Annotated in this window: 13 protein-coding genes and 1 tRNA gene; 12 read left to right on the forward strand and 2 right to left on the reverse strand. The window is 69.2% G+C overall.

What is annotated here, in order from left to right:
* Nucleotides 1–103 precede the first annotated feature (103 nt).
* Nucleotides 104–176: transfer RNA gene (locus tag QR77_RS30815), tRNA-Thr, on the forward strand.
* A 61-nt stretch (nt 177–237) separates the two neighbouring features.
* On the opposite strand, the gene QR77_RS30820 is transcribed toward QR77_RS30815, so the two are convergent.
* A complete protein-coding gene (locus QR77_RS30820) occupies nt 238–2,880 on the reverse strand; it encodes a SpoIIE family protein phosphatase (protein ID WP_040025277.1) in 2,643 nt (880 codons plus the stop codon).
* Between the two features lie 269 nt (nt 2,881–3,149).
* Here QR77_RS30820 and QR77_RS30825 point away from each other — a divergent pair, with 269 nt between their 5' ends.
* The 11 genes from QR77_RS30825 to QR77_RS30875 all read left to right on the forward strand — a co-directional run bounded on the left by QR77_RS30825 (nt 3,150) and on the right by QR77_RS30875 (nt 18,663).
* Nucleotides 3,150–8,675: a HAMP domain-containing protein gene (locus tag QR77_RS30825; RefSeq protein ID WP_173476379.1), complete on the forward strand. Its 5,526-nt coding sequence runs from the start codon at nt 3,150–3,152 to the stop codon at nt 8,673–8,675.
* A 277-nt stretch (nt 8,676–8,952) separates the two neighbouring features.
* On the forward strand, nt 8,953–9,615 hold the full coding sequence (locus QR77_RS30830) for a response regulator (protein WP_040025279.1): 663 nt from the start codon (nt 8,953–8,955) through the stop codon (nt 9,613–9,615).
* Nucleotides 9,616–9,715: 100 nt separating this feature from the next.
* Nucleotides 9,716–12,559: a DNA translocase FtsK gene (locus tag QR77_RS30835; RefSeq protein ID WP_052489760.1), complete on the forward strand. Its 2,844-nt coding sequence runs from the start codon at nt 9,716–9,718 to the stop codon at nt 12,557–12,559.
* Nucleotides 12,560–12,759: 200 nt separating this feature from the next.
* A complete protein-coding gene (locus tag QR77_RS30840; protein ID WP_052489761.1) occupies nt 12,760–13,605 on the forward strand; it encodes a helix-turn-helix domain-containing protein in 846 nt (281 codons plus the stop codon).
* 95 nt (nt 13,606–13,700) lie between these two features.
* Nucleotides 13,701–15,212, forward strand: coding sequence for a 30S ribosomal protein S12 methylthiotransferase RimO (rimO, locus tag QR77_RS30845; RefSeq protein ID WP_040025284.1), 1,512 nt, complete (start codon nt 13,701–13,703; stop codon nt 15,210–15,212).
* The gene (gene pgsA, locus QR77_RS30850; protein WP_040025286.1) at nt 15,209–15,982 is read left to right on the forward strand and encodes a CDP-diacylglycerol--glycerol-3-phosphate 3-phosphatidyltransferase; all 774 of its coding nucleotides are present in this window, start codon (nt 15,209–15,211) and stop codon (nt 15,980–15,982) included. The genes rimO and pgsA overlap by 4 nt, the downstream gene beginning before the upstream one ends.
* 17 nt (nt 15,983–15,999) lie before the next feature.
* Nucleotides 16,000–16,491: a nicotinamide-nucleotide amidohydrolase family protein gene (locus QR77_RS30855; RefSeq protein ID WP_173476380.1), complete on the forward strand. Its 492-nt coding sequence runs from the start codon at nt 16,000–16,002 to the stop codon at nt 16,489–16,491.
* Nucleotides 16,492–16,600: 109 nt separating this feature from the next.
* Nucleotides 16,601–16,975 carry a helix-turn-helix transcriptional regulator gene (locus QR77_RS30860; protein WP_040025288.1) on the forward strand — a complete coding sequence of 125 codons (375 nt, stop codon included), beginning with the start codon at nt 16,601–16,603 and terminating at the stop codon, nt 16,973–16,975.
* 183 nt (nt 16,976–17,158) lie between these two features.
* A complete protein-coding gene (locus QR77_RS30865) occupies nt 17,159–17,629 on the forward strand; it encodes a DNA starvation/stationary phase protection protein (RefSeq protein ID WP_040025289.1) in 471 nt (156 codons plus the stop codon).
* 97 nt (nt 17,630–17,726) lie between these two features.
* Nucleotides 17,727–18,140: a GNAT family N-acetyltransferase gene (locus QR77_RS30870; protein ID WP_236710866.1), complete on the forward strand. Its 414-nt coding sequence runs from the start codon at nt 17,727–17,729 to the stop codon at nt 18,138–18,140.
* Nucleotides 18,141–18,435: 295 nt separating this feature from the next.
* Nucleotides 18,436–18,663: a hypothetical protein gene (locus QR77_RS30875; protein ID WP_040025291.1), complete on the forward strand. Its 228-nt coding sequence runs from the start codon at nt 18,436–18,438 to the stop codon at nt 18,661–18,663.
* A gap of 18 nt (nt 18,664–18,681) precedes the next feature.
* Here QR77_RS30875 and QR77_RS47035 read toward each other — a convergent pair.
* A partial coding sequence (locus QR77_RS47035) for a hypothetical protein (protein WP_160310974.1) occupies nt 18,682–19,048 on the reverse strand: 367 nt, incomplete at its 5' end.

Consider the following 19,048-nt stretch of genomic DNA (forward strand, 5'->3'; position numbering starts at 1 on the left):
CGACCCGTTTCGCCGGCTCTTCGCCGGCTGGGTCCAGTGAAGAACCACCGCGACGAGGTTCTGAACCGAGTGGACTTTCGGGTATGCTTTCTCTCGTTGCTGCGCCCCAATAGCTCAGTCGGTAGAGCGTCTCCATGGTAAGGAGAAGGTCTACGGTTCGATTCCGTATTGGGGCTCCGGTACACGAAAGGCCCCCGCCGATTGGCGGGGGCCTTTCGCATGTCCGGGGCCGTCGCCCTACTCCGGCTCGGGGATCCGCATCGCCAGGATGGCCATGTCGTCCGACGCGGGCTCCGCGGCGAAGCGCTCCACGGCGCGCAGCACACGCGTGGCGACCGCGCCCGCGGTGAGACCCGTACAGGTCGTCAGGACGTCCGCGAGACCGTCGTCGCCCAGCATGCGCGTTCCCTCCCGGCGCTCCGTCACGCCGTCGGTGACGCACAGGAGTACGTCTCCCGGATCGAGGGTGATGACCTGTTCGTACAGCTCCAGGTCCTCCATGACACCGAGCAGCGGCTGCGGGTCGGCGGCCGACTCGACCGAACCGTCCTGGCGCAGCCGGAGCGGGAGCGGGTGCCCCGCGCAGACCACCTTCAGGACCGCGCTGCCGTCCTCCTGCGGCCACAACTCGCCGTACAGCAGGGTGAGGAAGCGGCTGCGGGTTCCCTCGTCCAGGATCGCCGCGTTGAGCCGCTCCAGCACCGCGGGGCCTGTGAAGCCCTCGCGGGCCAGCAGCCGCAGCGCGTGCCGGGCCAGGCCCGTGACGGCCGCGGCCTCCGGGCCCGTACCGCAGACGTCGCCGATGGCGAAGCCGTAGGCGCCGTCCTTGATGGGGAACAGGTCGTAGAAGTCGCCGCCGACCTCGTTGCCCTCGCCGGCCGCGCGGTAGATGACCTCCACCTCGACGCCCGGGATCTGGGGCAGGCCCGGCGGCAGCAGGCTGCGCTGGAGGGCCTGGCTGATCGCTGTGCGTTCCGAGTACAGGCGCGCGTTGTCGAGGGCCAGTGCGGCCCTCCTGGAGAGGTCCTCGGCGAGTTCCAGGATCTCCTGGCGGAAGTGGTCGTCGGAGGGCTTGCCGAGGGTCAGCATGCCGATGACGCGGTTCCTGGCGACCAGCGGCAGCACCACGGTCTCCCCGCCGACCGCCGCCGCTGTCGCCAGGGTGGTGCCGATGCCCGAAGTGGTGGACGCCGAGCCGTTGCCCAACTCCCGCATGGAGGTACGCAGCGCCGACTGGTGGGCGGCCTCCGCCGGCGCAGTCCAGATCCGGGCGCCCGGTGTGGGCACCGGATCCGGCGGGCTGATCCTGGAGAGCAGCGCCTTGAGGCCGTCGATGCGCTCCTCGTCCTCGTGCAGGACGAAGGAGAGATACGGGTCCGACGACTGGTCGGCGATCGTGTAGACGGCACACCAGGTGGCCAGCGTCGGGATCGTCATCTGGGCCATCAGCGCCAGGGTCTGGTCCCGGTCCAGCGTGCCGGCGAGCAGGTCCGACGCTTCGACGAGGAAGGACAGCGACCCCCGGCGGAGGCGTTCGAGCTCACCGAGACGGGCGGACTCCACGGCCAGCGCGATCCGGTCGGCCGCGAACTGAAGGCGCAGCGCCTCCTCGTTGGAGAAGCGGCCCGCCGTCTCGGAGGCGACACCCAGGGAACCCGTGAGGCGCCCCTCGACCTTGAGCGGGACGGTGACCACGGAGCGCATCCCGGTCCCGCCCAGCAGCGGGACGGCCCCGGGAGAGGCCGTGAGGTCGTCGTGGACGGCCGGCATCCGCGCGGAGCCGTAACGTCCCGTGCTCGCCTCCACGGGGACGCGAGCGAAGCGCTGACGGGCCGAGGGGAGGCCCGTGGTGGCGCGTACCTCCAGCTCCGTCTCGTCGTCCGTGGCGAGCAGGAGGAAACCCGAGTCGGCGTCGAGCATGTCGCGTGCGCGCTCCACCGTGCGCTGGAGGAGCCCGTCGAGGTCGTCGGGGGCCGGGGAGCCGATGAAGATCTCGAAGGGGTCGGCGGCGCGGTTCTCGGCGCTCTCGCCGGCCGGGGCGCGCAGCGGCGTCTGGATGACGGCACGCTCGTAGTCCCGGACGAGCAGGCAGACCGTCGACGGCTCGCCGCGCGTGTCACGCACCCGCAGGTGCGAGGCGTACACCGGGATGACCCGGCCGTCCGCGCCGCGCATCCCGTAACTGCCCTCCCAGCGGGACAGCAGCAGCGCCTCGGCGATGCCCGTGCCGATGCCGGGGGTGTGCGGCCAGGCGGCGAGGTCGCCCAGCGGCCTCCCGACGACCTTCTCCGCGACATAACCGAAAATCTGTTCGGCATCTTCGTTCCAGCTCACGAGGATGCCGGCCGTGTCGACCTGGATGACGGCGACCCGTACCCGCTCGTCGGCCACCGGAAGCAGGTCCGTCGGCAGGACGGGGCCCGCGGAGCGGGTGCCGACCGCGCGGTCGGGCAGATCGAGCTGGAACCAGACTTTTTTGTACGTCGGGCTGTACTCGACGCCCCAGCGGGAGGCGAGGGCCGCGCAGAGCAGCAGACCTCGGCCATTTTCCCGGTCGGGGCTGCCGAGCGACTGTCCGGTGCCCTGCATGGGCACCTCGCGTTCGGGGTAGCGGTCGGCCACCTCGACGCGGACGCCGTCCTCCGTACGGAGACAGAGGACGTCGGCGGAGGTGCCCGCGTGGATCACCGCATTGGTGACGAGTTCGCTGGTGAGGACGACAGCGTCGTCGACGATGTCGGAATAACCCCATCCCTGCAGCGTGTCGCGGACAAAGGCACGAGCGGTCGCTACGGACCGCCCTACCGGTTCGAAGGTGGCAGCCGCCCGCGCGGTGATCACAGAACTCCTCATACGCGTTTCGACGCCCGGCTCCGCCATGATCGGCCCCGCCCCTTCAGGTGCCCGGTGGTAGTACCTTCGCCACACCGCCCCCGCCGGGCAGACCGGGGCGGTTGGACAGCCGCATGCCAGGTTACTTACCTTCGCGGACATGGCGGATGCCAGTCACCACTGTTTCCGCCCTCCGGGGGCGGGGACGCTATGCGAAGCTGCCGATCTGTTATCGCCTGGTTCCACCATGGTGAAACACTGGGCAGGCTTCCGGTGACAGCCCGGACAGTACGGTCAACCCCTGCGGGAGGGACACGGTGGAGTCTGGCGTAGCGGCGCGTGGCACCAGCACGCGCACCAAAGGCGGACGGTCCCGGAGCAACGGGACAACCGAGGTGGACTCGGCGGAGCTGAACAGACTGCTGACGGCCCTCGTGTCGATGCGGGACGGAAATTTCCGTAAACGGCTGACCGTGTCGGGCGACGACGTGATGGCGGAGATCGCCGCGCTCTACAACGAGGTCGCGGACCGCAATCTCCATCTCACGGGTGAGCTGGCCCGCGTACGGCGCATGGTCGGCCGCGAGGGAAAGCTGACCGAGCGGCTGGAGACCGGCGCCTGTGAGGGCTCCTGGGCCGCCGCGATCGACGCCTCCAACGCGCTGGTCGACGACCTCGCACGGCCCGTCTCCGAGGTCGGGCGGGTGCTCTCGGCGGTCGCCGAGGGCGACCTGGAGCAGCGCATGGAGCTGCGCTCGGAGTCCTCCGACGGGGCCGAGCGCCCGCTGCGCGGCGAGTTCCTGAAGGTCGCCCGCACCGTCAACAACCTGGTCGACCAGCTCTCCGCCTTCACCGACGAGGTGACGCGGGTCGCGCTGGAGGTCGGTACGGAGGGCAAGCTCGGCGGCCAGGCCAAGGTGCGCGGTATGTCGGGTTCGTGGAAGGACCTCACGGATTCCGTCAACACCATGGCGTACCGGCTGACCGCTCAGGTGCGTGACATTGCTCTCGTCACGACGGCGGTCGCCAAGGGTGATCTGTCACGCAAGGTCACCGTGCATGTGGCCGGCGAGATGCTCCAACTGAAGAACACCGTCAACACGATGGTGGACCAGTTGTCGTCGTTCTCCTCCGAGGTCACGCGAGTGGCGCGGGAGGTCGGCACCGAGGGCGAGCTGGGCGGTCAGGCGACCGTGCCCGGTGTGGCCGGGGTGTGGAAGGACCTCACCGATTCGGTGAACACGATGGCCGGCAACCTGACCAACCAGGTGCGCGGTATCGCCGAGGTCACCACGGCGGTCGCCAACGGTGACCTGTCCCAGAAGGTCACGGTGAGCGCGCGCGGCGAGGTGGCGCAGCTCGCCGAGACGATCAACCAGATGACCGAGACCCTCCGTACGTTCGCCGACGAGGTGACGCGGGTGGCGAGCGAGGTCGGCGCCAAGGGACTGCTCGGCGGTCAGGCGCAGGTGCCCGGCGCCGCCGGTACGTGGAAGGACCTGACGGACTCCGTCAACACGGCGTTCCGCAACCTCACCGGTCAGGTGAGGGACATCGCGCAGGTGACGACGGCGGTCGCGAGCGGCGATCTGTCGCAGAAGGTCACCGTCGATGTCGCCGGGGAGATGCTGGAGCTGAAGAACACCGTCAACACGATGGTGGACCAGCTCTCGGCCTTCGGTTCCGAGGTGACGCGGGTCGCGCGGGAGGTCGGCGTCGAGGGCCGCCTCGGCGGCCAGGCCGAGGTGCCGGGGGCCGCCGGTACGTGGAAGGACCTGACGGACTCCGTCAACACGGCGTTCCGCAACCTCACCGGTCAGGTGAGGGACATCGCCCAGGTGACGACGGCGGTCGCCAACGGCGATCTGTCGCAGAAGGTCACCGTCGATGTCGCCGGCGAGATGCTGGAGCTGAAGAACACCGTCAACACGATGGTGTCGCAGCTCTCGTCCTTCGCCGACCAGGTCACCCGCATGGCGCGCGACGTGGGTACGGAGGGCAGGCTCGGCGGCCAGGCGCGGGTGGACGGCGTCAGCGGTACGTGGAAGGAACTCACCGACTCCGTCAACTTCATGGCGGGGAACCTCACCTCACAGGTGAGGCAGATCGCGCAGGTGACCACGGCTGTGGCGCGCGGCGATCTGTCCCAGAAGATCGATGTGGACGCGCGCGGCGAGATCCTGGAGCTGAAGAACACCATCAACACGATGGTCGACCAGCTCTCGGCCTTCGCCGACCAGGTGACCAGGGTCGCGCGTGAGGTGGGCACCGACGGCCGGCTGGGAGGCCAGGCGCAGGTGCCCGGTGTCGCGGGTGTCTGGCGTGAGCTGACCGACTCCGTGAACGGCATGGCGGAGAACCTGACCGGGCAGGTCCGCAACATCGCACAGGTGGCCACCGCCGTGGCGCGCGGTGATCTGTCGCAGAAGATCGATGTGGACGCGCGCGGCGAGATCCTGGAGCTGAAGAACACCCTCAACACGATGGTGGACCAGCTCTCCAACTTCGCCGAGCAGGTGACCCGGGTGGCCCGCGAGGTGGGCACCGAAGGCATCCTGGGCGGTCAGGCCGAGGTGCAGGGTGTCTCCGGTACGTGGAAGGACCTCACCCAGTCCGTCAACTTCATGGCCAACAACCTGACCTCGCAGGTCCGCAACATCGCCGAGGTCACGACGGCGGTCGCGAGGGGCGACCTGTCGAAGAAGATCACTGTCGACGCCAAGGGCGAGATCCTCGACCTGGTCACCACCGTCAACACGATGGTCGACCAGCTCCTGAACTTCGCCGACGAGGTGACCAGGGTCGCCCGCGAGGTCGGTACGGAAGGCATCCTCGGCGGCCAGGCCAGGGTCCGGGGTGTCACCGGTATCTGGAAGGACCTCAGCGACAACGTCAACACCATGGCCAACAACCTGACCAGTCAGGTACGGAACATCTCCCGGGTCTCGTCGGCCGTCGCCAACGGGGACCTGACGAAGAAGGTCACGGTCGAGGCGCGCGGCGAGGTCGCCGAACTCGCCGACACCGTCAACACGATGGTGAAGACCCTGTCGTCGTTCGCCGACGAGGTGACCAGGGTCGCCCGTGAGGTGGGCACGGAGGGCGAGCTGGGCGGTCAGGCCAGGGTCCCCGGCGTCTCCGGTACGTGGAAGGACCTCACCGAGTCCGTGAACTCGATGGCGTCGAACCTGACGGGCCAGGTGCGCCAGATCGCCACCGTCACGACCGCCATCGCGAAGGGCGATCTCACCAAGAAGATCGACATCGACGCGCGCGGCGAGATCCTGAAGCTGAAGAACACGATCAACACGATGGTCGACCAGCTCTCCTCGTTCGCCGACCAGGTCACCCGGGTGGCCCGCGAGGTGGGCACGGACGGGCAGTTGGGCGGCCAGGCGCGCGTACGGGACGTCGACGGCACCTGGCGCGACCTCACCGAATCGGTGAACGAGATGGCGGGGAACCTGACGCGGCAGGTGCGGGCGATCGCGGCCGTCGCCACCGCGGTGACCCGGGGCGATCTCAATCTCAAGATCGATGTGGACGCGGCGGGCGAGATCCAGGTCCTCCAGGACAACATCAACACGATGATCGCCAATCTCCGCGACACCACCCTCGCCAACGAGGAGCAGGACTGGCTGAAGGGCAACCTCGCCCGTATCTCCGGTCTGATGCAGGGCCGCCGCGACCTCGACGACGTGGCCTCGCTGATCATGAGCGAGCTGACCCCGGTCGTCACGGCGCAGCACGGTGCCTTCTTCCTGGCGATGCAGACCGGCACGGCCCCCGAGCTGGGGGCGGAAGGCGACAGGAGCGCCTCGTACGAGCTGTGCATGCGCGGCAGTTACGGCTACTCCGCCGGTTCGATGCCGACGGCCTTCCGGCCGGGGGAGACGCTCATCGGGACGGCCGCCGAGGAGAAACGCACCATCCAGGTCAATGTGCCGCCGGGCTATTTGAAGATCTCGTCCGGCCTCGGGGAGGCGTCCCCGGCGCATGTGATCGTGCTGCCGGTGCTGTTCGAGGGGAAGGTCCTCGGCGTGATCGAGCTGGCGTCGTTCCAGCCGTTCACCCAGATCCAGCGCGACTTCCTCAACCAGATCGCCGAGATGATCGCGACGAGCGTCAACACGATCAGCGTCAACACCAAGACCGAGGTGCTGCTGAAGCAGTCGCAGGAGCTGACCGAGCAGTTGCGCGAGCGCTCCGCCGAGCTGGAGAACAGGCAGAAGGCGCTCCAGGAGTCCAACGCGGAGCTGGAGGAGAAGGCCGAGCTGCTGGCCCAGCAGAACCGCGACATCGAGGTCAAGAACACCGAGATCGAAGAGGCCAGGCAGGTGCTCGAGGAGCGGGCCGAACAGCTCGCCGTCTCGATGCGCTACAAGTCGGAGTTCCTGGCGAACATGTCGCACGAGCTGCGTACCCCGCTGAACTCGCTGCTCATCCTCGCCAAGCTGCTCGCCGACAACGCCGAGTCGAACCTGTCGCCGAAGCAGGTGGAGTTCGCCGAGACGATCCACGGGGCGGGTTCCGACCTGCTCCAGTTGATCAACGACATCCTCGACCTGTCGAAGGTCGAGGCGGGCAAGATGGACGTCAGCCCGACCCGTATCGCGCTGGTCCAGCTCGTCGACTACGTCGAGGCGACCTTCCGTCCGCTGACGGCGGAGAAGGGGCTCGACTTCTCCGTACGGGTCTCGCCGGAGCTGCCGGCGACGCTGCACACCGACGAGCAGCGGCTGTTGCAGGTCCTGCGCAACCTGCTCTCCAACGCGGTGAAGTTCACGGACTCCGGCGCGGTCGAGCTGGTGATCAGGCCGGCGGCCGCCGATGTGCCGAACGCGATCAGGGAGCAGTTGCTGGAAGCCGGATCGCTGCGGGAGGCCGACGGTGATCTGATCGCCTTCTCGGTCACCGACACCGGTATCGGGATCGCCGCGAGCAAGATGCGGGTGATCTTCGAGGCGTTCAAGCAGGCGGACGGGACGACGAGCCGCAAGTACGGCGGTACGGGCCTCGGCCTGTCGATCAGCCGTGAGATCGCGCGGCTGCTCGGCGGTGAGATCCACGCGGCGAGCGAGCCGGGCCGTGGCTCGACCTTCACGCTCTACCTGCCGCTGCACCCGAGCGAACTGCCCCCGCAGGGCTATCCGCAGCTCACCCCGGCCGGCATGGAGCCGCAGTCGCGTACGGCGCTGGGCAGCGGCCTCGCCGACCTCGCGCAGCCGGCGCGCCTGGAGGCGTCGTCGCCCGACGACGTACCTCCGGGTCCCGCGGCGCTGTTCCGGCGCCGGCGCAAGAGCATCGGGAGCGGCGAGCGGGCCGGGTCCGGCGGGCAGAGTGGTTCGGCGGCTCCGGGGACGTCCGGCGGCCGGGGGGCTTCCTCCGGCGGACAGGGCTCCTGGGGCGCCGGTGAGGCCGACACGGTGCCTCAGGAGGCACCGGAGGAGCGCCGTACCTTCTCGTTCCACGGTGAGAAGGTGCTGATCGTCGACGACGACATCCGTAACGTCTTCGCGCTCACCAGCGTGCTGGAGCAGCACGGACTCTCCGTGCTGTACGCGGAGAACGGCCGCGAGGGCGTTGAAGTCATGGAGCAGCACGACGATGTGACGGTCGTGCTGATGGACATCATGATGCCCGAGATGGACGGGTACGCGACGACGACGGCGATCCGCAGGATGCCGCAGTTCGCCGGGCTGCCGATCATCGCGCTCACGGCCAAGGCCATGAAGGGCGACCGGGAGAAGGCCCTGGAATCGGGCGCCTCCGACTATGTGACGAAGCCGGTCGACCCCGACCATCTGCTGTCGGTGATGGAGCAGTGGATGCAAGACAAATGATCAATGCGTGCGCGAATCGGCACGTCCTGCTGACTGACCGGGACCGGCCCGGTGTGAGCCGGTCGCATCCGGGGAACCTTCTGGTGCCGCACTACGTTTCTGCTTCGTGCACAGTGACATCGCGGTGACAGGGTGTGGCGACAAGCGGGGTGCGGCTACCATGACCGGCACAAGGACGGACGGCGTAAGGGAGCCGTCCCCTGGGGCGGCGCCCGGTGCTTCTCCGAGCGCTACGCGCAGGGGAGGCCCCATGCCGGGGCGAGGAGGGCGGGCGGCCATGGTGCAGAAGGCCAAGATCCTCCTGGTCGATGACCGGCCGGAGAATCTTCTGGCGCTGGAGGCCATTCTCTCCGCGCTCGATCAGACACTGGTGCGGGCATCGTCAGGGGAGGAAGCGCTGAAGGCGCTTCTGACGGACGACTTCGCGGTCATTCTGCTGGATGTCCAGATGCCGGGAATGGATGGCTTCGAGACCGCCGCGCACATCAAGCGGCGGGAGCGCACGCGCGACATCCCGATTATTTTTCTCACGGCCATCAACCACGGCCCGCACCACACCTTCCGGGGCTACGCGGCGGGCGCTGTGGACTACATCTCGAAGCCGTTCGACCCATGGGTGCTGCGCGCCAAGGTCTCGGTGTTCGTCGAGCTGTACATGAAGAACTGCATGCTGAAGGAGCAGGCCGAGCTGCTGCGTCTTCAGTTGGCGGGGGCCGGCGGAGCCAGGGAGCCCGCAGGGGTGCTGGCCGAACTGTCCGCGCGGCTCGCGGCAGTTGAGGAGCAGGCCGAGGCGCTCTCCAAACAGTTGGACGACGACTCGGCCGACGCTTCGGCGGTGGCGACCGCCGCGCATCTGGAGCGCAAACTCACCGGCTTGCGCCGGGCGCTCGACGCCCTGGAGCCGGGCGCCGGCGGTCCGCCGGGGGCGCACCCCTCGTAGCTGAGGGGGCGTCAGCCCGGCGCTGTGCACCGGCCGACACGAACGGGTGAAGCCGTAGGCACACGTGTCCACGGGCGTTCACACCGGTAACCTCACCACCATGGCCTCACGTACGTCCGGCAAGGGTTCGCAGGGCACGGCGGGCGCCGCGAAACCGCGCGCCGGCCGTACAACTGGCGCCGCGCAGAAGGCGGCGCCCGGGAAGAAGGCCGCCGCGAAGAAGCCTCCGCCCTCGAAGAAAGCCCCTGCCAAGAGGGCTCCGGCCAAGAAGGCGGCGCCCAAGCCGGCGCCGTCACCCACCGGGGGCGTGTTCCGGCTCGTACGCGCCACGTGGCTCGGCATGGCACACGGCGTCGGGGCGATGCTGCGGGGCATAGGGCGCGGGGCCAAGGGACTCGATCCCGCCCACCGCAAGGACGGCGTCGCGCTGCTGTTGCTGGGCCTCGCCCTCGTGGTCGCCGCAGGCACCTGGTCGGACCTCCAAGGCCCGGTGGGCGATCTGATCCAGATGCTCATCACCGGAGCCTTCGGCCGGCTCGACCTGCTGGTGCCGATACTGCTGGGCGCCGTCGCCGTGCGGCTGATCCTCTACCCGGAGAAGCCCGAGGCCAACGGCCGGATCGTCATCGGCCTCTCCGCCCTGGTCATCGGTGTGCTCGGGCTGGTCCACATCGCCTGCGGCGCGCCGGGCCGGAACGCGGGCACCGAGGCGATGCAGGACGCGGGCGGCCTCATCGGCTGGGCCGCCTCCAAGCCGCTGATCTTCGCCATGGGCGAGGTCCTCGCCGTACCGCTGCTTCTGCTGCTCACCATCTTCGGCCTGCTGGTCGTCACGGCCACCCCGGTCAACGCCATCCCGCGGCGGCTGCGGCTGCTGGGCTCCAAGCTCGGGATCGTCGACCCCGTCGAGGATCCGGATCGGTACCGGGAGTACGCCGACGACCGCGACACCGACGACGAGCGGTACGACGACCAGTGGCGCGAGGCGCTGCCCGGCCGTGGCCGGCGGCCCGCCGGAAGCAGAGGCGGACCCGGGGGCGGCTCCGACCCGCACCAGGCCGAGGTCGAGGCCATCGCCAACCGCCGCGGCCGGCCGCGCAGGTCCTCCGTACAGCCGGCGCTGGGCCGGACCATGGACGCCGTGGATGTCGCGGCGGCGGCCGCCGCCGCGCTGGACGGCGCCGTGCTCAACGGGATGCCGCCGTCCTCGCTCGTCGCCGACCTGACCCAGGGCGTCGACCGGATGCGCAAGCAGCCGGAGCCCGAAGAGCCCTCCGTCGAACAGCAGGATGGGCCCGCCGACGAGGCCGTGGCGGAGTCGCCGCAGGAGCGTCCGGCGCCCGTACCGACGGCGCGTGCGGGCGAGAAGCGCCGGGCGCCCGCCGGAGCGGTGGCGGATCTGACCAAGCCGGCACCCGCCGAGGACCGGCCGCTGCCGCCGCGCGCCGAGCAGCTCCAGCTCTCCGGGGACATCACGTACTCGCTGCCGTCGCTCGACCTGCTGGAGCGCGGTGGCCCCGGGAAGACCCGAAGCGCGGCCAACGACGTGGTCGTCGACTCGCTCACCAATGTCTTCATGGAGTTCAAGGTCGACGCGAGGGTGACCGGCTTCACCAGGGGACCGACGGTCACGCGGTACGAGGTGCAGCTCGGCCCGGCCGTCAAGGTCGAGCGGATCACCGCGCTCACCAAGAACATCGCGTACGCGGTGGCCAGCCCCGACGTCCGGATCATCTCCCCGATCCCCGGCAAGTCCGCCGTCGGCATCGAGATCCCCAACTCCGACCGGGAGATGGTCAACCTCGGGGACGTCCTGCGCCTCGCCGACGCGGCCGAGGACGACCACCCGATGCTGGTGGCGCTCGGCAAGAACGTCGAGGGCGGCTACGAGATGGCCAACCTCGCGAAGATGCCGCATGTGCTCGTGGCGGGAGCGACCGGCTCCGGCAAGTCCTCCTGCATCAACTGTCTGATCACCTCGGTGATGGTCAGGGCCACCCCGGAGGACGTCCGGATGGTGCTCGTCGACCCCAAACGTGTCGAGCTGACCGCGTACGAGGGAATCCCGCACCTGATCACGCCGATCATCACCAACCCCAAGCGGGCCGCCGAGGCGCTCCAGTGGGTCGTCCGCGAGATGGATCTGCGCTACGACGACCTCGCCGCGTACGGCTACCGGCACATCGACGACTTCAACCACGCGGTACGCACCGGCAAGGCCACGTCGCCCGAGGGCAGCGAGCGGGAGCTGACGCCGTACCCGTACCTGCTGGTGATCGTCGACGAGCTGGCGGACCTGATGATGGTCGCGCCGCGTGACGTCGAGGACTCGATCGTCCGTATCACCCAACTGGCCCGCGCCGCCGGCATCCACCTCGTACTCGCGACGCAGCGGCCCTCCGTCGACGTGGTGACCGGTCTGATCAAGGCGAATGTGCCCTCGCGGCTGGCGTTCGCGACCTCCTCGCTGGCCGACAGCCGGGTCATCCTGGACCAGCCGGGCGCGGAGAAACTGATCGGCAAGGGCGACGGTCTGTTCCTTCCCATGGGCGCCAACAAACCGACCCGTATGCAGGGCGCCTTCGTGACGGAGGCTGAGGTCGCGGCCATCGTCCAGCACTGCAAGGATCAGATGGCACCCGTCTTCCGCGAGGACGTCGTGGTCGGCACGGCGAAGAAGAAAGAGATCGACGAGGACATCGGCGACGACCTCGATCTGCTGTGTCAGGCCGTCGAGCTCGTGGTGTCCACCCAGTTCGGCTCGACCTCGATGCTCCAGCGGAAGCTGCGTGTCGGCTTCGCCAAGGCGGGCCGGCTGATGGACCTGATGGAGTCCAGGAACATCGTCGGACCGAGCGAAGGCTCCAAGGCCCGCGACGTGCTGGTGAAGGCGGACGAACTGGACGGTGTGTTGGCAGTGATCCGGGGGGCATCAGACTCGTAGGGAGACGGAACGCAACCGTTTCCCTCGGTCACGCGTCAAGTTGGAGATGAGGGAGTGCACGTTGACACTCCATCCGCCACGCCGTCCGGCCATTCAGATGGCGTACAAAGAGCACCCGCCCGGTTGCCCCACCCTTTCGTACCACCCATAGACTGAACCTTCAGCAGGTGGCTACACGCTCGAAAGGCGCCCCCGTGTCCATCGGCAATCCCCCCGACGGAAATTCCTCCGAAGAAGCCCTCCCTGAAGACAACCGGACCTCCCCCGAGGACGCCCGGCCTTCGATCGGCCGCGTCCTTCAGCAAGCCCGTATCGGTGCGGATCTGACGGTCGACGAGGTCAGTGCGGCCACCCGGGTGCGTATCCCCATCGTGCACGCGATGGAGGAGGACGATTTCTCGCGCTGCGGCGGCGACGTCTACGCCCGCGGCCACATCCGCATGATCGCCCGCAAGGTCGGGATCGACCCCGAGCCGCTGATCGAGCAGTTCGACGCCGAGCACGGCGGGCGGCCCGAACCCACCCCGGCGGCGCCGCTGTTCGAGGCGGAACGCATCCGGCCCGAGCGGCGCAGGCCCAACTGGACGGCGGCCATGGTCGCCGCGATCGTCGCCGTGGTCGGCTTCGCCGGTTTCACCATGTTCAACGGCAGTGGCGACGCGGGAAAGTCCAAGCCCGTCGCCGAGGGTCCGAAGCCCACGCAGACCAACAAGGTCACGCCCACACCCACCAAGACCGTTGTCACGCCCGACCCGTCGGAAAGCGCCATCGCCGCGGCCCCGCGCGACAAGGTCACGGTGAAACTCTCCGCCACGGACGACAAGAGCTGGATCTCGGCCAAGGCCCACAACGGCAAGCTGCTGTTCGACGGTCTGCTGGAGAAAGGCGCGTCCAAAACCTTCCAGGACGACGAGCAGATCGACCTGATTCTCGGCAACGCCGGCGCGATCGACCTCTTCGTCAACGGCAAGAAGGTCCAGGACGAGTTCGAATCGGGCCAGGTCGAGCGGCTCTCGTACACGCAGGGTGATCCCGAGGCCGGCTGAGCAGGCGGTCGGGAGTCCGCCCAAAGGCCATGGAAAGGGCCTTCGGGCAGCCCTGCACGGCAAGGGCAGGGCCAGGACAAAGTAGTCTTGAGCCCATGCCCGAACGCCGTACCGTCGCACTGGTCACTCTTGGCTGCGCCCGTAACGAGGTGGACTCGGAGGAGCTTGCAGGCCGCTTGGCAGCAGACGGCTGGCAGCTCGTCCAGGACGCCTCGGACGCGGACGTCGCCGTCGTCAACACCTGCGGATTCGTCGAAGCCGCCAAGAAGGACTCCGTAGACGCCCTGCTCGAAGCCAACAGCCTCAAGGATCACGGCAGGACCCAGGCCGTCGTCGCTGTCGGCTGCATGGCCGAGAGGTACGGCAAGGAGCTGGCGGAAGCCCTCCCCGAAGCGGACGGTGTGCTCGGTTTCGACGACTACGCCGACATCTCCGACCGCCTCCAGACCATCCTGAACGGCGGCATCCACGCCTCGCACACCCCCAGGGACCGGCGCAAGCTGCTGCCGCTCAGCCCCGCCGAGCGCCAGGACACCGGCGGGGTGGCCCTGCCCGGGCACGGCGACATCGCCCCGGCCCCGGCGGACCTGCCGGAGGGTGTGGCCCCGGCCTCCGGGCCGCGCGCGCCGCTGCGCAGGCGCCTCGACAGCAGCCCCGTCGCCTCCGTGAAGCTCGCGTCCGGCTGCGACAGACGCTGCTCCTTCTGCGCCATTCCGTCGTTCCGCGGCTCGTTCATCTCACGGCGGCCCAGCGATGTGCTCGGCGAGACCCGCTGGCTCGCCGGACAGGGCGTCAAGGAGGTCATGCTCGTCTCCGAGAACAACACCTCGTACGGCAAGGACCTCGGCGACATCCGGCTGCTGGAGACGCTGCTGCCCGAACTCGCCGATGTCGACGGGATCGAGCGGGTGCGCGTCAGCTACCTCCAGCCCGCCGAGATGCGTCCGGGACTGATCGAGGTCCTGACCTCCACCCCCAAGGTCGCGCCGTACTTCGACCTCTCCTTCCAGCACTCGGCGCCCGGGGTGCTGCGTTCGATGCGGCGCTTCGGGGACACCGACCGCTTCCTGGAGCTGCTGGAGACCATCAGGAACAAGGCGCCCCAGGCAGGTGTCCGCTCGAACTTCATCGTCGGCTTCCCCGGCGAGAGCGAGGCCGACTTCGCGGAGCTGGAACGCTTCCTCAACAGCGCGCGGCTCGACGCCATCGGCATCTTCGGGTATTCGGACGAGGACGGCACCGAGGCGGCGACGTACGACAACAAGCTCGACGAGGACGTCGTCGCCGAACGGCTGGCGCACCTCTCGCGCCTCGCCGAGGAGCTGACGGCGCAGCGGGCCGAGGAGCGTCTCGGCGAGAGTCTTGAGGTGCTCGTCGAGACAGTGGATCCTGAAGGGGACAGCGGCGAGGCCGCGACCGGCCGGGCTGCGCACCAGGCGCCGGAGACCGACGGCCAGGTGATCTTCACTTCGTCCGAGGGGCTGCGTCCCGGCCTCATGGTCACCGCGAAGGTCGTCGGCACCGAAGGCGTCGACCTCGTGGCGGAGGCGTACGACCTTCCGGGGGACGACGAACCCGGGACACCGGGTGAGGAGGCGGCCAGATGACGGGAGTGCCGGCGTCCGCGACGGGCGGTACCGGCGCGACGTCGAAGCCGGGCGCCAAGCTGGCGGCCGTGGCTGTCGACCAGGCGGGCGTGTGGAACATCGCCAACATCCTCACGATGGTGCGCCTGGTGCTCGTGCCGGCCTTCATCGCGCTGATGCTGGAGGACGGCGGGTACGACCCGATCTGGCGGGCCTGGGCGTGGGCGGCCTTCGCCGTCGCCATGATCACCGACATCTTCGACGGCCATCTGGCCCGTACGTACAACCTCGTCACCGACTTCGGCAAGATCGCGGACCCGATAGCCGACAAGGCGATCATGGCCGCCGGGCTCGCCTGCCTCTCGGCGCTCGGTGACCTGTCGTGGTGGGTCACCGGTGTCATCCTCTTCCGCGAACTGGGGATCACCCTGATGCGGTTCTGGGTGATCAGGCACGCCGTCATCCCGGCCAGCCGCGGCGGCAAGATGAAGACGCTGGCGCAGGGCACGGCGGTCGGTATGTACGTCCTGGCGCTGACCGGGCCGCTGGCCACGCTGCGGTTCTGGGTGATGGCCGTCGCCGTGGTCCTGACGGTGGTGACGGGGCTCGACTACGTACGGCAGGCGATCACCCTGCGCCGTCTGGGCATGGCGGCGGAGCGCGAGGCTGCCGTGGCGTCTGAGGCCGCCGAGGCCGCCGGGGCACCGGGAGCCTCCTCGGCCTCCGAGGCATCGAAAGCACCGAAGGCACCGAAAGCACCGAAGGCATCGAAGGCGGAGTCCACGCGGTGAGCGGGGAAGCGGAGCAGGTGCTCGCGCTGCTCGCCGGGCGGTCGCTGACGCTGGCGGTCGCCGAGTCCCTCACGGGCGGCCTCGTGGCCGCCGAGCTGACATCCGTGGCCGGTGCCTCCCGGTCCTTCCGCGGGTCCGTGACGGCCTATGCGACGGATCTGAAGCGTGATGTGCTGGGCGTCGACGGGGCTCTCCTGGAGGAGCGCGGCGCCGTGGACGGCGATGTGGCGCTCCAGATGGCGGCCGGGGCACGTCAGGTGCTCGGAGCGGACTGGGGTGCCGCGACCACCGGGGTCGCCGGGCCGGAACCGCAGGGCGGGCGCCCTGTCGGGACGGTGTACGTGGCCGTGGCAGGGCCGGAAAGTGGGGGGAAGGTGACCGCTCTGAGGTTGAACGGTAGCCGTGCGGATATCCGTAAAGAGAGTGTGCGGAGCGTGCTCGAACTGCTCCTGAGCGAACTTTCCGGTAACGGGCGCGCACAGGATACGGAACAGAACGGGGAGATTTGATGTTTGCAGCCCTGAGTGAACACGACATCGCTCCCCGCACGGCCGCGGCGCGAGGCGGTACGGTGGGGCGTGAAGGATGCGGCTACGCGGACCGAGGAGGGAGCCACCGATGATTTTGCTCCGTCGCCTGCTTGGTGACGTGCTGCGTCGGCAGCGCCAGCGCCAGGGCCGTACTCTGCGCGAAGTCTCCTCGTCCGCCCGGGTCTCTCTCGGTTATCTCTCCGAGGTGGAACGGGGGCAGAAGGAGGCATCCTCCGAACTGCTCTCGGCGATCTGCGACGCGCTTGACGTACGGATGTCCGAGCTCATGCGAGAGGTGAGCGACGAGCTGTCGCTCGCTGAGCTGGCAAGGTCGGCTGCGGCCAACGAACCGGTGCCTGTGCCAGTACGTCCCATGCTCAATTCCGTCTCCGTGACGTCGGTGGCCAAGGTGCCGACGGAACGCGTGACAATCAAGGCGCCGGCGGACGTCGTCGCCGCTTGACAGCGCCCGCCTTGCGCGTGTGAACGACTGAACGGAGCCCCGGCAGGTACGCGAGTACCTGCCGGGGCTTTTGTTTTCCCCGGACGACCGGTTTGACCCATTTGTGCCATGGTGGAAAGTGCGTACGCACACGGCTGCGCACGGAGAACGAAGAGCACATGGTGACGGAACTGGAGGACGTGCATGTCTGTGGTGAAGAGTTCCCTGTCCGAGGAGAACCTGAAGCTGGTCGGTGAGGCGCTCCAAGGCGCGCTCGTGGATCTGGTGGATCTCGCGCTGGTGGCCAAGCAGGTTCACTGGAACATCGTCGGACCCCGGTTCCGCTCCGTACACCTCCAGCTCGACGAGGTTGTCTCGACGGCCCGTAAGCACTCGGACACGGTGGCGGAGCGCGCCTCGGCGGTCGGGGTGACGCCCGACGGACGAGCCGGGACCGTGGCGGCCCAGAGCGCGATCGACACGGTGCCCAACGGCTGGATCAAGGACGCGGACGCGGTACGGATCCTGGTGGACGCGCTCGGCGCTGTGATCACCCGGATGCGTGAGCGTGTCGAGTCGACGGACGCGCCGGATCCGGTGACCCAGGACGTACTGATCCAGGTGACGGCGGACCTGGAGAAGCACGCCTGGATGTTCCAGGCCGAGAGCACCTGAGCGGCTGAGCCGGAGCCCCGACCGGCGCCACGGGGGAAGGCGACCGGCCGGCCCGGCAGGGCTGAGGGTGCTGATCACCCCGGCGACAGTGGCAGACGTGGACGTGATCTCCACGATCCTCGGCGAGATCGAGGAGTACTACGGCGGGCAGAACACCCCCGGGGACCACGGCCGGATCCGGGCGGCGCTGTTCGGTGACCGGCCCGCCGCGACGGTGCTTCTCGCCCGCGACGGTGACGACGCGCTCGGCTTCGCGTCGTACACCTACCTGTGGCCGGCCGCCGGAGCTGACAGCAGCCTCTACCTGAAGGAACTGTTCGTGCGGGGGACTGCCCGTCGTCGGGGTGTGGCGCGGGTTCTGATGGCTGAGCTGGAGAGCATCGCCGTGGCGGCCGGGTGCTCCCGCGTCGAGTGGACCGCCGATGCAGACAATCCGCCGGCGCTAGCGTTCTACGAGGCCCTCGGCGCCGAGCGGCGCGACGGGAAGGTCTTCTACCGACTTGGGGTGTGACGACAGCAGTCCGGGCCATGCGGGGACGGTTACGGCATGACGAAGCGCTGCCTTATCCGGATCCGGAGGGGGCGCGGCGTCGGTCGGCCGCGCGCCGGGCTGTGGCGTCTTGTACGCGGCGCTCGCTTCCCGGGGTGGGGGCCGGGCGCTCGGGGGGTGGGTGACTGCTTTTTCGCGGCTGCTGTCGCCGTGGTGGGGGTACCTCGTGCGGGTTCTGTCGTCCGCCTTCTGGATGCGGGGCGGGTCGCGCCGGGGCAGACTGCGGGGATGTTGTCGGCGGCTGAGGAGGACCGGCATGGTGCGGCGAATACTCGTGGTGCCGGCGCTCGCTCTGGGAGGGGTGTGGTGGTGGGCCGTGCTCCGGCTGGCGCTGGAGCCCGAGCAGAGCGGGGTTGTCGAGGGCGCGGTGGCCGCAGGCGGGTGGGGGTTGAGCCTGCTGCCGGTGCACGCCGTGTCGCAGGCCGCCGCCCGGGCGTCACGGCGGCGCCCTGAGGGGGAGAGCCGCAGGGACGTCCCCGGATGAGGTGCGGGACCGTAGGTGTCAGGCCCGCAGTCGCAGGCCCCGCGGGGTGGCGTTGAAGCCGGCCGATTCCAGAGCCCGGCCCAGGGGTGATGTCAGGGCCGATACACCGTTCGTCCGCTCCACCGTGACTGTGCCGAGCGCCCCCGCGCGTGCCGCGTTCGCCAGGGCCTCCGCCGCCGCCCGGAGTGAAGGGTCCTCCGGGTCCGTAGGCCAGGCGAGCAGCGTCTTGCCGCCGCGCTCCATGTAGAGCGTCAAGTCACCGTCGACCAGGACGACCAGCGATCCCGCCTTGCGGCCCGGCTTGTGACCGGCCCCTTCCGGGGGCTCGGGCCAGGGGAGCGCGGCCCCGTACGCGTTCGCGGGGTCGGCCGCCGCCAGGACCACC

The organism is Streptomyces sp. 150FB, from assembly GCF_000818195.1.
Classification (GTDB): domain Bacteria; phylum Actinomycetota; class Actinomycetes; order Streptomycetales; family Streptomycetaceae; genus Streptomyces.